This window comes from Streptomyces sp. NBC_01255, assembly GCF_036226445.1.
Lineage (GTDB): Bacteria > Actinomycetota > Actinomycetes > Streptomycetales > Streptomycetaceae > Streptomyces.
Genome location: NZ_CP108474.1, coordinates 6213207 through 6227048, shown reverse-complemented (window position 1 = coordinate 6227048; position 13842 = coordinate 6213207). Strand labels below are relative to the sequence as shown.

General features: G+C 75.2%; 5 protein-coding genes. 1 reads left to right on the top strand and 4 read right to left on the bottom strand.

The window, feature by feature from the left end; genetic code table 11:
• Window positions 1-5 precede the first annotated feature (5 nt).
• On the top strand, window positions 6-347 hold the full coding sequence (locus tag OG357_RS28215; protein WP_329623819.1) for a YrdB family protein: 342 nt from the start codon (window positions 6-8) through the stop codon (window positions 345-347).
• Window positions 348-374: 27 nt separating this feature from the next.
• Here the strand turns inward: OG357_RS28215 and OG357_RS28210 are convergent, their stop codons facing one another.
• The 4 genes from OG357_RS28210 to OG357_RS28195 all read right to left on the bottom strand — a co-directional run bounded on the left by OG357_RS28210 (window position 375) and on the right by OG357_RS28195 (window position 13785).
• On the bottom strand, window positions 375-1412 hold the full coding sequence (locus OG357_RS28210; protein ID WP_329623818.1) for a ketoacyl-ACP synthase III family protein: 1038 nt from the start codon (window positions 1410-1412) through the stop codon (window positions 375-377).
• Between the two features lie 59 nt (window positions 1413-1471).
• Window positions 1472-2272: a thioesterase II family protein gene (locus OG357_RS28205; RefSeq protein WP_329623817.1), complete on the bottom strand. Its 801-nt coding sequence runs from the start codon at window positions 2270-2272 to the stop codon at window positions 1472-1474.
• Window positions 2269-4668: a beta-ketoacyl synthase N-terminal-like domain-containing protein gene (locus tag OG357_RS28200; RefSeq protein ID WP_329623816.1), complete on the bottom strand. Its 2400-nt coding sequence runs from the start codon at window positions 4666-4668 to the stop codon at window positions 2269-2271. The genes OG357_RS28205 and OG357_RS28200 overlap by 4 nt, the downstream gene beginning before the upstream one ends.
• Before the next feature lie 78 nt (window positions 4669-4746).
• Window positions 4747-13785 carry an SDR family NAD(P)-dependent oxidoreductase gene (locus OG357_RS28195; protein WP_329623815.1) on the bottom strand — a complete coding sequence of 3013 codons (9039 nt, stop codon included), beginning with the start codon at window positions 13783-13785 and terminating at the stop codon, window positions 4747-4749.
• Window positions 13786-13842: the final 57 nt, after the last annotated feature.

The following is a 13842-nucleotide window of genomic DNA, read 5'->3' as shown; positions in this document are numbered from 1 at the left end:
CCCTCATGCTCTCGTCCCTCAAAGCCTTCAACATGCTGGTGATGTTCCTGCTGGAGCTCTCGGTGTACGCGGCGTCCATCCTGTGGGCGGTCAGCACGACCGACAAGTGGCCGCTGAAGGTGCTCCTCGGTATCGCCGCGCCGGCCACGCTGATCGCGGTGTGGGCGCTGTTCGGGTCGCCGAAGGCGACGTACCCGGTGCACGGCGGCGGCCGGGTGCTGCTCGAGGTGTTGTGGTTCGGAAGCGGCGCCGCCGCCCTGGCCGCCTCGGGGAGGCAGGGCTGGGCGGCGGCGTTCGCGGGGATCTTCCTGGTCAACGCGGGGCTGCGGTTCCTGTGGAAGCAGTGATCCGGCCCCGGTGACGGTGGTGCGGTGTCACCAGGCGGGCGACTCGAGGAACTCCAGGACCGCGACGGTCCACATGAAGCCGACGCCGACGCCCATGGTGATCAGCAGGTCGCCCGGATGCGGGTTCCTGGCCTCCGCCACGTGGTTCATGCCGATGATCTGGTCGCCGGCGCCCATGTGGCCGTAGTCCAGGCCCCAGTCGTACGTGGTGGTGGCCCGGTCCACGCCGAGCAGCGAGTGGAACGAGTACTGCACGATCGTCTCCGCGATGTTCGCGTGGACGAAGAAGCGGGCGTCGGACATCTTGGCGTCCGCGTCGTCGAGCGCCTCCTGGAGCACCTGGGAGGCGTTCTTCGTCATGAGCTGGATGGCACGGTCGTAGGCGCCCTCCTCCTTGAGGAGGTAGTCGGCCTTGCGGGTGTGCAGGTCGACGGGCTTGCCGTCGAGGAACGGGCCGTCCGTCCAGCCCTGCGTGCCGCGGTAGACGGGCTCCAGGGAGGAGTCCGTGTAGGTCGCGGTGGACCGCAGGCGGGCGAAGCCGCCCTGGTTGGAGAGGACGAGGGCGCCGGCGCCGTCGCCGTACGCCTGCTGGCTGTCGGAGCCCCAGCGGTCGAAGTACGGCAGCCGGAAGGCGTCGCCGGTGGTGACGAGCGCGGCGGCGGGCGCGCGGCGGCTCGCGAGGTGCGAGGCGGCGAGCTCCAGGCCCGCGAGGCCGCCGTTGGAGCCCTGCCGGATCTCGACGGCGAGGCCGGAGCCGCCGACCGTCTCGTGCTGGACGTAGTTGACGGGGGTCCAGAAGTCCTGGCCCTGGTGGCCCATGCAGCCGTGGAGGACGATGTCGTACTCCTCGTGGGGGCGGCCGGCCCGCTCCACCGCCTGGCGTGCGGCGTGGACGGCCTGAACCGGGCCGGGCTCGTCGGCGCGGGCCACGCGGACCGCGCGGAAGCCGTTGGACTCGGCCTCCTGGGCGTCGTAGCGGCCGGCGGCGACGGCCTCGGCGGCGGTCTCCACCTCCTCGGGAAGGTAGGCCCCGAGTCCGGCGACGTACAGGTTTTCCCAGCGCATGCGCGTTCTCCCTCTGTTCTCGTTCGGTGTGTGCGTGTGGTGTCGCCGAGCTGTGCGCGCTACGCGACCTGTACGTCGGCGCCGTCGTCCACGTCGTCCGTGAGGCAGGCCTCGATCTGGCCGACGACCTGGTCCGTCAGCGCCGGGAAGCCGGAGTCCAGGAAGTAGAAGTGGCCGCCGGGGAAGAACTTCTGGGCGAACCGCGCCCCGGTCTCGCGCCGCCACATGTGCATGGCGGAGGCCGGGGCCCAGGCGTCCTGGGTGCCGCCGAACACCGTCAGCGGCGAGCCGAGCGGTGAACGGCCGGGTGCCGGGCGGTAGTTGTCCACGGCCTTCAGGTCGGCGCGGACGGTCCGCAGGAACCGGTCGAGGAAGTCGGCGGCCTCGGTGACCCCTTCGGGCATGCCGCCGAGGTCCAGCATCACGTCGAGGAGCGCGGCGTCGTCGAGGGTGTGCAGGGGTACGGCTCCGACACCGGGGTGCAGGGGCGCGACGCGCCCCGACACCCCGGTCCACGCCGGGTACCGGCCGAGGGCCTCCAGGGCCCGGGCGGTCTCCAGGGCGACGACCGCGCCCATGCTGTGGCCGAACAGGGCGAAGGGCGCGTCGTCGTCCACCCACGGCAGGACGTCGGCGACGACGGTCTCCACCACCTCGGCCATGTCGTCCAGTTGGGGCTGCGCGGCCCGTCGGCCCCGCCCCGGCAGATCCAGCAGGAGCAGGTCCCAGTCGGCGGGAAGATGCCGGACGAAGGGGTAGTAGACGGCGGCCGAACCGCCCGCGTGGTGGAAGCCGATCAGCCGGACAGCCGGTCCGTCGACCGGGTGCGGCCGGAGGAACGGGCTTCTGCCGACGGTCACGTGTCCACCCCCATGGCGACGCAGACCTGGTCGCTGAGGTGGGCGAGGAGATCGGCGACCGGCATCTCCACCGGGCAGTCGAGGGTGGGCAGGTCCACCCCGTACTGCTGCTCGACGCTCTTGGTGAGGAGCATCGCGGTGAAGGAGTCGCCGCCGACGTCGCAGAACGGCACCTCGGGGTCGAGCGCGCAGTCCGCCTTGAGCACGGCGGCGAGCTCGGTGGTCAGATAGGCGCCGATCTCGGCCCGGTCGAGCGGTGCGGTACGGGTGGGGGTGACCACGACCGGCACGGGGTGCGCCGGCTCGGGGGCCGTCTCCTCGATCCAGAACCGCTTGCGCTGGAACGGGTAGGTCGGCGCGTCGACGAACACCGCGCCGGGCGCGCCGAGCCGGTCGAGCCGCAGGGGCGCGCCGCCCCGGTAGAGCGCGGCCAGCGCCTCGGTGAGGAGGCGTGGCGCGTCCTCAGGGGTGTCGCCCGTGAGCGGCAGGCTGTGCCCGCCGGCCGTGATCCGGGCGGTGCCCGGGGCGGCCGTGTCGTTTCCGGTCGCGAGGGTCGTCTTGACGCCGAGCAGCGTCAGGACGGCCTTCAGTCGGGCGGCGGGCGTGCCGTCCGTGCCGATCGCCTCGCCCAGCCCGGGGAAGTGGCGGGCCAGTTCGGCCAGTGTGCGGTCCAGGAGGCCGGTGTCGGTGCCGGTCTCCAGGACGACCCGGTCGGCGGTGCGTACGCCGTCGGCGGGCTGCCCGGCGGCGAGGGCGTCGGCGAGGGCGGCCGCGTCGGTGCCGACGACGGCGAGCCGGTGGCCGAAGTGGACGCGGCCGGCGCGCAGGGTGTGGCAGAGGGAGGCGGTGCCCGCGGCGTCGAGTCCCGTCAGGGCCTCCCCTACCCGCTCGGACAGTTCGGCGAGCGCCCGGGGGTCCTTGGCGGACAGGGTGAGCAGCTCCGGGTGGTGTGCCGGTACGTCGGCGGGGGCGGCGGGCGCCGGGTGGTACGAGGAGAGCACGGCGTGCGCGTTGGTCCCGGAGAGACCGAAGGCGCTGATGCCGGCGGTGCGGTCCTCGGGGGCGCCCGCCCACGGTGCCGCCTCGCGGGGCACGGTGAGCGCGATCCGGTCCCAGGGAATGAGCGGGTTGAGCCGGCCGTCGCCGGGCTGGGCGCCCGCCGGGACGGTCCCGTCGCCGAGCATGAGGACCAGCTTCAGGACGCCGGCGATGCCGGCGGCGGCCTCCAGGTGCCCGATCCGCGCCTTGACGCTGCCGAGCGCGACGGGGGCGGTCCGCTGCCCCGCGCCGGTGCCGAGGACGGCGTCCAGGGCGCCGACCTCGATGGGGTCACCGAGGGCGGTGCCGGTGCCGTGGGCCTCGATGTAGCCGACCGAGCCGGGGGCGACCCGGGCGTCGGCCAGGGCCGCGCGGATCACCTCCTGCTGGGCGGGGCCGCTGGGCACGGTGAAACCGGAGGAGGCCCCGTCGTGGTTGACGGCGCTGCCCCGGACGACGGCGAGGACCGGGTGGCCCTTCGCGAGGGCGTCGTCGAGCCGCATCAGGGCGACCATGCCGACGCCCTCGCCCCGGCCGTAGCCGTCGGCGTCGGCGAGGAAGCTCCGGGACCTGCCGCCGGGCGAGAGGGCCTCGCCCTGGCACAGGGAGACCATGAGGTCGGGGCCGAGGATCAGGTTGGCGCCGCCGGCGAGCGCGTAGTCGCACTCGCCGCCGCGCAGCGCCCGGACGGCCTGGTGGATGGCCACCAGCGAGGAGGAGCAGGCGGTGTCGACGCTGGTCGCCGGGCCGGAGAGGCCGAGCGCGTAGCTGATCCGGCCGGCGACGAAGCAGTGGCCGCCGCCGGTGGAGTGGTACGGGTCGATGCGGCTGTAGTCGCCGTCGTGGACGAACCTGCGGCCGTACTCCGAAGCCATGACGCCGACGAACACGCCCATCGGCAGCCGGTCCTGGCGGCGGGCGGCGATGCCGCCGCGCTCCAGCGCCTCCCAGGCCACTTCGAGCAGCAGGCGCTGCTGCGGGTCCATGGTCTCGGCCTCGCGCTGCGAGATCCCGAAGAACGCCGCGTCGAAGGAGGCGATGTCGTCGAGGAACCCGGCCCGGTCGACGTAGGAGTGGCCTTCCTTGCCGCGCTCCGGGTGGTAGACGGACCGCAGGCCGGTGCGGTCCTCGGGGATCGGGCCGAGGGCCCGGGTGTCGGGGTCGGGGGCGTACAGGAACGTCCGGTACGCGTCGGGGGTGTCGATCCCGCCGGGCAGCCGCATCGCGGTGCCGACCACGGCCACGGGGGCGTGGGTACGGGCCTCCAGCTCGGCCACCCGGTCCTTGAGGCGGCGGGACAGCTTCAGCTGGTCCTGGATCACCTGTCGCAGTGCCGCGGTGTCGGGGACGGTCGCCATCACTGTGCTCCTGCGGTCGTGTGTGTCGCCGTGGTCGTTCGCGCGGTTATCGGGGTCGGTATCGCCTTCATCGCCTGCTCACCGCTCCTGGGAGAGGTCGTCGTGGACGGCCTGGAGCAGATCGTCGAGGGAGAGCTCGTCGAGCTCCTCGGACGACGGCCCGGCCTGCGGGGTGTCGGCGGTGCTGGGCACCAGGGCGGACACCGGCGTCGGTGCCGGTGCGGGGGTGGTGGCGAGGGCGGCCGGCGAGGCGGCGTCCTCGGCCAGGAGGAACTCGCTCATCGACAGGACGCTCGGGTGGTCGATGGCGACGGTGGCCGGCAGGTCCTTGCCCATGGCGTGGGCGAGGGCGGCCCGCAGGTCGATCGCCATGATCGAGTCGAGGCCGAGTTCGTTGAAGCCCTCCGCGTCGGCGGAGCCGTCGGCGGGGAGTCCGTCGTCGGAGCCGAGCATCCGCGCGACGAGCGAGCGGACGGCGGCGCGCAGGACGTGCTCGCGCTCCTCCTCGTCGGTGCCGTGCAGCCGCTCGGTGATCCAGCCGGCCGGTTCGGTGTCCGCGGTCTCGGCGCGTTCGGCGGCCGGGGCGGGGCCGGTGAGTTCGGCGACGAGGGCGGCGCGGGCGTGGCCCGCGTTCTGCTCGGCGTACCGGGCGGGGTCGAGGCCGACGACGACGAGCCGGGCCAGGGGCGCGTCGGTGGCGAGGGCGAGCGGGCCGGCCGCGTCGGCGTCGGACAGGGCCCGGATGCCGAGCCGTCCCGCGGCGCGTTCGACGGCCGCGGCGGCCGCCATGCCGCCCTTCGCCTCCGGGACCCAGGGGCCCCAGTTGACGCTGACGGCGGGGATGCCGGTGGCGCGGAGCCGTTCGGCGAGGCCGTCCAGGTAGCCGTTGGCCGCGGCGTAGTTGGCCTGTCCGGCGGCGCCGAGCACGGCCGAGACCGAGGAGAACAGCACCAGGGCCCACGGGTCGTGGCCGGTGATCGCCTCGGCGAGGACGTCCGCGCCGCGTGCCTTGGCGTGGAAGACCTTGTCGTACGAGGCGTCGGTGAGCGAGCCGAAGGCCGCGTCGGCGTTGACGCCGGCCAGGTGGTAGACGGTGCCGAGCGGTCCGTCGGCGGTGGCGGCCGCGACGGCGGCGGCCACGTCGGCGGCGTCGGTGACGTCGCCGCGGACGACGGTGACGCGGACGCCGGAGGCGCGCAGTCCGTCGATGACGCCCTGTTCGGTGTCGCCGGGCGCGGACCTGGCCATCAGGGTGAGGCGGTCGCCGCCGCGGGCGGCGTGGGCGGTGGCGACGGCGAGGCCGAGGGCCCCGAGTCCGCCGGTGACGAGGGCGCCGCCGGCGGGGCGGTCACCGTCGGCTTCGGCGGCGACCTTGACGAGCCGGGCGGCCCGTACGCCGTCGTCGGTCAGCGCGAGGCGGGTCTCCCCGGGCAGCGCGCCGATCAGCTCGGCGAGGGGCCGGGCCGAGTGGGCGGCGTCGAGCCGGACCCGGGTGAGGCGCCGGTCGGCCTGCTCGGCCTCCAGGGCGGTCGCCATGCCGAAGAGGGCCTCGCGGAGCGGGGCGCGTCCGGCGGAGCCGTCGACGGCCAGGACGTACGGCAGGGTCTGCGGGAGGGTCCGCAGGCCGGCGGCGAGGGTCTGGGCCGCGTGCAGGGCGTCGCCCGCGTCGCCGGTGCCGGGGCCCTGGGCGGGGGCGGCCCAGCGGGCGTCGACGACGAGGTCGGCGTCGGGGTGGGCGGGCAGGTCGCCGGTGTGGACGGCGGCCCGGTGTCCGGCGGCGGTCAGCGCGGCGACGAGCTCGGGGACTCCGGCCGCGGAGGCGTCGGCCGCGAGGACCAGGACGCCGAGCGTCCCGCCGGCCGCCGGGGTCTCGGGGAGCGGCGCCCAGTCCAGGGTGTGGACGAGGCCGTCGCCGCGGAGGCTGGCCTCCAGGACGGCCCGGGAGGCGTGCCGGATGCGGAACTCGTCGGCGGTGAAGACGCTGTGCTCGGCGCCGGTGGCCGTGTCCCTGGCGTACAGGTGGAGGTCGGCGGTCTCGACGCGCAGCCGGTCGTTCGGCAGGGGCTCGGCGCGCAGGACGCGCACCCGGCCCCACAGCTCGCCGCCCTCGGCGAGCGGACGGCCGTGGAAGGAGAGCTCCTTCGCGGCGAACGGGATGGCGAGCGAGGGCGCCTCGACGGCTCCGTCGTCGACGAGGAAGACGGCGATGCTCTGGAAGCAGGAGTCGATCAGGCCCGGGTACAGCTCGTATCCGGCCGGGTCGTCGGGCAGTTCGGGCATCGTGTAGCGGACGAGGGCCTCGTCGCCCCGGATCCACACCTCGTCGATCCACTGGAAGGACGGGCCGAGGGTGTAGCCGAGCTCCCGGAAGTAGTCGTAGAACTCGGTCCGGGTCAGGTGCCGGTCGCTGGAGTCGATGAACGCGGTACGGCTCTCGGCGGGCGGGCGGTGGGCGTCCGGGCGGTTCGAGTACCGGCCGCCGATGTGCTTCTGCCAGACGCCGCGCTCGGGGTCGAGGAGGCTCTGTACGGAGAGTTCGGCGGCGCCGTCGGCGGTGGGCCGGTCGACGACGATCTGCGCCTCGTACTCCTCGCCGTCCTTGATGACCAGGGCCCGCGGGCAGATCAGGTCGCGGACGACGACGGGGCTGCCGTCGTGGCCGAGGGCGGAGAGGACCGTGGCGAGGTGGGACGCGGCCGGGGTGACGACCGTGCCGTAGAGGCGGTGGTCGGTGAGGTACGCGGGGAAGCCGGAGCTGCGCTCGAAGGAGAAGGCGCGGCCGGCGAGGCCGGGCGAGCGGAGTTCGGCGCCCCAGTGGCGTCCCGCGCCGGCCCGGAGAGCCGGGGAGGCCGAGGAGGCCGAGGACGTCGCGGAGTGGGTGCCGGTTCCGGTGCCCGCCGTGGTCCAGTACGACGTGTCCGCGAACGGGTAGCGGGGGGCGGCGGACCGGTCGGTGCGGGTCCCGGTGATCTTCGTCCAGTCGAGGCTTTGGCCGCGCTCGTAGAGCGTCTTGGCGGCGCCCAGCAGGACGGCGCGGTCCTGGCCGCCGCGGCGCAGCGAGGGCGTGGAGCCGCCGTCGGGAGTGAGTCCGGCGGCCCGGACCAGGTTGACGAGCGTACGGTCGGGGCCGACCTCCAGGAGCACGTCCACGTCGAGGGAGCTCAGCGCGCGGGCGCCTTCGACGAACCGGACGGGCCGGCGGATGTGGTCGGCGAAGTAGGCGGGGGTGAAGGTGTCGGGACCGGCCTCGGTGCCGGTGACGTTGGCGATGACGGGGAGCTTCGGCGCGCCGAACTCCAGCCCCGCGAGGGCCTGTCGGAACTCGTCGAGGACCGGGTCCATCAGCCGGGAGTGGAAGGCGTGCGAGACGGTCAGCGGCCTGCACCGTACGCCCTGGTTGCGGAGGCGCTCGGCGAGCGCGTCGAGCCGGTCGGAGGGGCCGGCCACGACGACGGACTGCGGTCCGTTGACGGCGGCGACGTCGACTCCGGCCTCGGCGGCCCAGGCGGCCACGGTCTCCGCGTCCTCCGGGACGGACAGCATCCCGCCGGGCTGGGTGGACTGCATGAGCCGGGCGCGGTGGGCGATCAGCGTCATGCCGTCGTCGAGGCTCATCACCCCGGCGTGGACGGCCGCGGCGATCTCGCCGACGCTGTGGCCCATGACGGCCACGGCGCGCACGCCCCAGGACTCCCAGAGCGCGGCGAGCGCCAGCTCCAGGGCGACGAGGGCGGGCTGGGTGATCCGGGTCTGGTTGACGACGTTCGGGTCGTCGCCGTAGAAGACGAGGTTGAGGAGCGAGTCGCCGAGGTGCGGGGCGAGGGCCCGGTCGCAGGCGTCGAAGACCGCGCTGAACACCGGCTCCGTCTCGTACAGTTCGCGTCCCATGCCGAAGTACTGGGCGCCCTGGCCGGAGAAGAGGAACGCCACCCTGGGCGCCTTGACCGGCCCGGCGGCCGGGGTCGCCGAGGCGAGCGCGGCGAGCAGCTGCTCGCGGTCGCGGCCGAACACGGCGCGGCGCACCGGGAGATGGGCCCTGCCCGCGCCGGCCGTGGCGGTGAGCTGGGCGAGTGCCTCCTCGGGCGTCTCCTCCAGGGTCCGCCGCCACTGCTCGGTGAGCCGGTCGAGGCCGGCCGCGTCGGGGGCGGAGAGGGGCAGGAGGAGTCCGTCGGCGGAGTCGCGCGGCGGTTCCACCGTCTCCACGGCGGGTGCCTCGCCGAGGACGACATGGGCGTTCGTACCGGAGAAGCCGAAGCCGGAGACGCCGGCGAGGCGCGGGACGTCGCTGCGGGCCCAGGTGGCGCGGGAGTCGACGACGCGGACGTTCATGTCGCGCCAGGACACGTGCGGGTTGGGGTTCTCGAAGTGCAGGTCGCCGGGGATGCGGCCGTTGCGCAGGGCGAGGACCGTCTTGAAGACGGAGGCCATGCCGGACGCGGACTCGCAGTGGCCGATGTTGCTCTTCACCGAGCCGATGAGCAGCGGCTCGCCGGGGCGGCGGCCGGGACCGAACACGTCCCAGGCGGCTTCGAGTTCGATCGGGTCGCCGAGCGAGGTGCCGGTGCCGTGCGCCTCCAGGTAGCCGATCTCGGCGCCTTCGACGCCCGCGTCGGCGAGCGCGGCCCGGATGACCTGGCGCTGCGCGGTGCCGTTGGGGGCGGTGAAGCCGGAGGAGGCCCCGTCCTGGTTGACGGCGCTGCCGTGGATGACGGCGAGGACCTGCTCGCCGTCGCGCAGGGCGTCGGAGAGGCGGCGCAGGACGAGGACTCCGCAGCCCTCGGCGCGGACGAAGCCGTCGGCGGAGGCGTCGAAGGTCTTGCAGCGTCCGTCGGGGGCGAGCATGTGAGCGCGGCTGACGGCGACCGAGCAGGAGGGTGCGGCGATGACGTTGACGCCGCCGGTGAGGGCCCGGTCGGTCTCGCCGGAGCGCAGGGAGCGGACCGCGAGGTGCAGGGCGACGAGGGAGGACGAGCAGGCGGTGTCGACGGCGAGGGCGGGGCCCTGGGCGCCGAGGTAGTAGGAGAGGCGGCCGGCGGCGGCGTTCAGCGCGGTGCCGGTCGCGAAGTAGGCGTCGAGGGGTTCGAGGCCGCCGCTCTCCAGGACGCGGGCGTAGTCGGAGTTGGAGATGCCGACGAAGACTCCGGTGCGGCTGCCGGCGAGGGACTTCGGGTCGGTGCCCGCGTCCTCCAGGGCGTGCCAGGCGGCTTCGAGGAGGAGGCGCTGCTGCGGGTCGAGGCTCTCGGCCTCGCGGGCCGGGATGTCGAAGAACGCGGCGTCGAAGCGGCGGATGTCGCGGAGGAAGCCGCCCTGGTCGGTGGAGATGGAGCCGGGGCGGGCACCGGCCGGGTCGTGGAGGGTGCCGGTGTCCCAGCGGTCGGCGGGGACGGGTCCGACGCCGTCGCGGCCCTCGTCGAGCAGGGACCAGAACTCCTCGACGGAGTCGGCGCCGGGGAAGCGGCCGGCCATGCCGACGATGGCGATGGGTTCCTGGTCGGTGGGCTCGGCTTCGACGGCCTGGGTGACCGCCGGGGCCGGTACGGGGCGGGCCGCCGGGGTCTTGCGCGGTGCGGGGGCCGTGGCGCGGCCGTCGAGGCGGCCGGTCAGTTCTGCGGAGAGCCGCTCGACGGTCGGGTGGCCGAAGACGTCGCCGATGCCGACGTCGACGCCGAGGGTCTCGGTGAGGGCTGCGGCCGCGTCCACGGCCATGATCGAGTCGAGGCCGAGGTCGAGGAAGCCGGTGGTCTCGGACAGGGCCGCGGGGTCGTCGTGGCCGAGGATCCCGGCGAGGACCTCGCGGGTGCGCCGGGTGACGAGGGTGGGGCGGCGGTGCTCGGGGGCCTCGGCGAGCTCCCGGGCGAAGGCGGTGGCCGGGGACTCGGCGGGGGTCGGGGACGGGGCGCCGGTGGCCGTGTCCGCCCCGGTGAGGCCGTCGAACAGGGGCCGGGCTCGTACGGAGTTCATGACCGTGCGGAAGCGCTCGGCGTCCAGGCGGCAGGCGACCGTGTGCGCGCCCGTGCCGTTTCCGGCGAGTCCGGCGAAGCCCTCGGCGGGGGCGACGGGGCTGACGCCCATCCGGGCGAGGAGCGCGCGGGCCTCGGGGCTCGCCATGCCGTCGAGGTCCCAGGGTCCGAAGGCGACGCTGGTCGCCGGGGTGCCCTCGGCGGCGCAGAGCGCGGCGATCGCGTCGAGGCCGCCGTTGGCCGCGGCGTAGGCGCCGTAGCCGTCGGTGCCCCAGACCGCCGAGACGGAGGAGAGGTGGACGAGGAAGTCGAGGGGCCAGTCGGCGGCGAGCAGGCGCAGCCAGGCGGCGCCGGTGAACTTGCCGGCGAGGGCGGCGGCGAAGGTGTCCGCGTCGGCCTCGGCGAGCGGCAGCCGGTCGATGCTCCCGGCGGCGTGCACCACGCCGCGTACGGGCGGCATGCCGTCGAGGACCGCGAGGGCCTCGGTGAGGCGGGCGGCGTCGCCGGTGTCGGCGGAGGCGTACGCCACCTGGACTCCGGCGGACGCGAGCTCGGCCAGCAACTGGCGGGCTTCTTCCGGTAGTTCGTCCTGCGGCCGGCGGCCGAGGAGGACGAGGTGCCGGGCGCCGCGGGCGGCGAGGTCGCGGACGAGTCCGGTGCCGATGGCGCCGAGTCCGCCGGTCAGGAGGTACGTGGCGTCGGGGCGGACGGGCAGCGGGCGCAGCGGCTCGGCGGCGGGCCGCAGCCGCGCGGTGTGGGCGGCGCCGGCACGAACGGCGATCAGGTCCTCGGCGGAGCCGTCGGCGAGCGCCGTGACGGCTGCCGTGGCGTCGGCGGCAGTCGGGTCCGCCGGGAGGTCGATGATCCCGCCCCACGTGTCGGGGAACTCCAGGGCCAGGACCGGCGCGAGGCCGTGCAGGACGCCGTGGTCGGCGGCGGCGACCGGGTCGGAGCCGGTCACCTGGCGGACGCCCGCGGTCACGAGGTGGACCCGGCCGGTGCCGGCGGGGAGGGCGCGGACGGCGGTGGTCGCGGCGGCGCAGAGGGCCGCGGCGTGCGCGGTGGGCGCGGTGGCGTCGAGTGCGTCGGGCAGCGGGGCGGCGGCGAGCGCGAGGAGCAGGTCGCCGGAGAGCTCGCCCCCTCGCACCTGGGCCCACTCCTCCGTGGTGGCGGGGAGCGTGTCGAGGACGGTGACGGTACGGCCCGCGGTGCGGGCCGCGTCGGCGAGGAGGGCGACGGCGGCACTGTCGTCCCCGGCCACGACCAGCGGGGTGTCGGGGGTGGTCGCGGCCGGGGTGTACGGGATCCACTCGACGGCGAGCGCGGGAAGGGGTTCCGCGGCGGGGGCCTCTGCCGAAACGGTCGCCGGGGCGGCGGTCTCCGGCGCGTACCGGACCCGCTCCCACGGGTAGGCCGGCAGGTCGGCGACCCGGCGCGGGAGCGCGACCGCACCGGTGGCGGAGGTATCCGGCGACGCCGTGCCGTCGAGCCGTACGGCCTCCGAGGCCGTGCCGTCGGCGAGGGCGCGCAGGGCGGTCGCGGCGGCGGCCGGGTCCCCGGCGGTGATCCCGGCGCGGACGGCGTGGCGGGCGCGGCCCTCGGTGACGGTGTACGCGAACGCCGGGTAGGCGTCCTCCGGCAGCTCGGCGACGAGGTCGGCGAGCCGGCCGGCCCAGGCGCGCAGGGCGTCCTCGCTGCGGGCGGTGATCTCGAAGCCGGTGACGGGGGCGGTCGGCGCGGGCCGCTCGGCGAGCTCGTCGGCGGTGAGCGGGCCGAGGACCACGTGGGCGTTGGTGCCGCTCATGCCGAAGGAGCTGATGCCGAGGCAGTCGCCCGCGCCGTCCGCGCCGGTCCACGGGGTCTCGGCGCGCGGGAACTCGATGCCGGTGTCCGCGATGTCGATGCGGGGGTTCAGGGTGTCCAGGTGGACGACGGGCGGGACCGCGCGCCGCTTGACGGACGCGACGCCCCTGATGAGTCCGGCGATGCCGGAGGCGGCCTCCAGGTGGCCGATGCTCGTCTTGACGGAGCCGATGCGCAGCGGGGCGCCGCCGTCGCGGCGGCCGAGCGCCTCGACGATCGCCTCGACCTCGATCGGGTCGCCGAGCGCGGTGCCGGTGCCGTGGGCCTCCAGGGCGCCGATCGCGGCGGGCGTCAGGCCCGCGTCGTCGAGCGCGGCCTTGATGAGGTTGATCTGGGCGCGGACGTTGGGGGCGGTGAAGCCGGAGGAGCGGCCGTCCTGGTTGACGGCGCTGCCGCGGATCACGGCGTGCACCCGGTCGCCGTCGCGCAGCGCCTCGGAGAGCCGCTTGAGGACGACGACCCCGCAGCCCTCGCCGCGGGTGAAGCCGTTGGCGCGGGCGTCGAAGGTCTTGCAGAGACCGTCCGGGGAGAGGGAGTTGGTCTGCTGGATGAGGCGGGTGGAGCGGGGCGACAGGATCAGGTTGACGCCGGCGGCGATGGCGACGTCGCACTCGTCGCGGCGCAGCGCCTGCCCCGCCAGGTGGACGGCGGTGAGCGAGGACGAGCAGGCGGTGTCGACGGCGACGGCCGGGCCCATCAGGCCCATGGTGTAGGCGATGCGGCCGGCGGCGAAGCAGTGGCCGTTGCCGGTGAGCCAGTAGGCGTCCTCCTGGCCGGCGGGCTGCCAGTCGCGGTAGTCCTGGCCGGTGACGCCGACGTACAGGCCGGTCCGGAGGCCGGAGAGGTACTCCGGTGCGAAGGCCGCGTCCTCCAGGGCCTCCCAGGCCACTTCGAGGAGCAGGCGGTGCTGGGGGTCGAGGCTGCGGGCCTCGCGGGGGCTGATGCCGAAGAATCCGGCGTCGAACTCCAGGACCTCGTCGAGGTAGCCGCCCCGGCGCGGGAGGGTGTCCCACTCCGCGGCGAACGGGCCCTTGCGGTGCTCGGGCATCGGGGCGACCAGGTCGCGGCCCTCGGACAGGGCGTCCCAGTAGCCGTCGAGGTCGACGATGCCGCCGGGCAGGCGGAGTCCGACGCCGACGACGGCGAGCGGTCCGCTCTGCCCGGAACGGGCCTCTTCGAGTTCTCCGCGCAGCTTCTTGATGGTGTCCATCGCGCGGCTGAGCGGGGTGGTGGTGCTTCGCCCGGCACCGGTCTTCCGGTCTGCCGATTCCTCATGGGTCGGTTGCGTCGTCACAAGAAGGTCCCTCGCGGTCGGCATGTCGTACTGACTGGTTTCAAGGAGCCGGGCGGA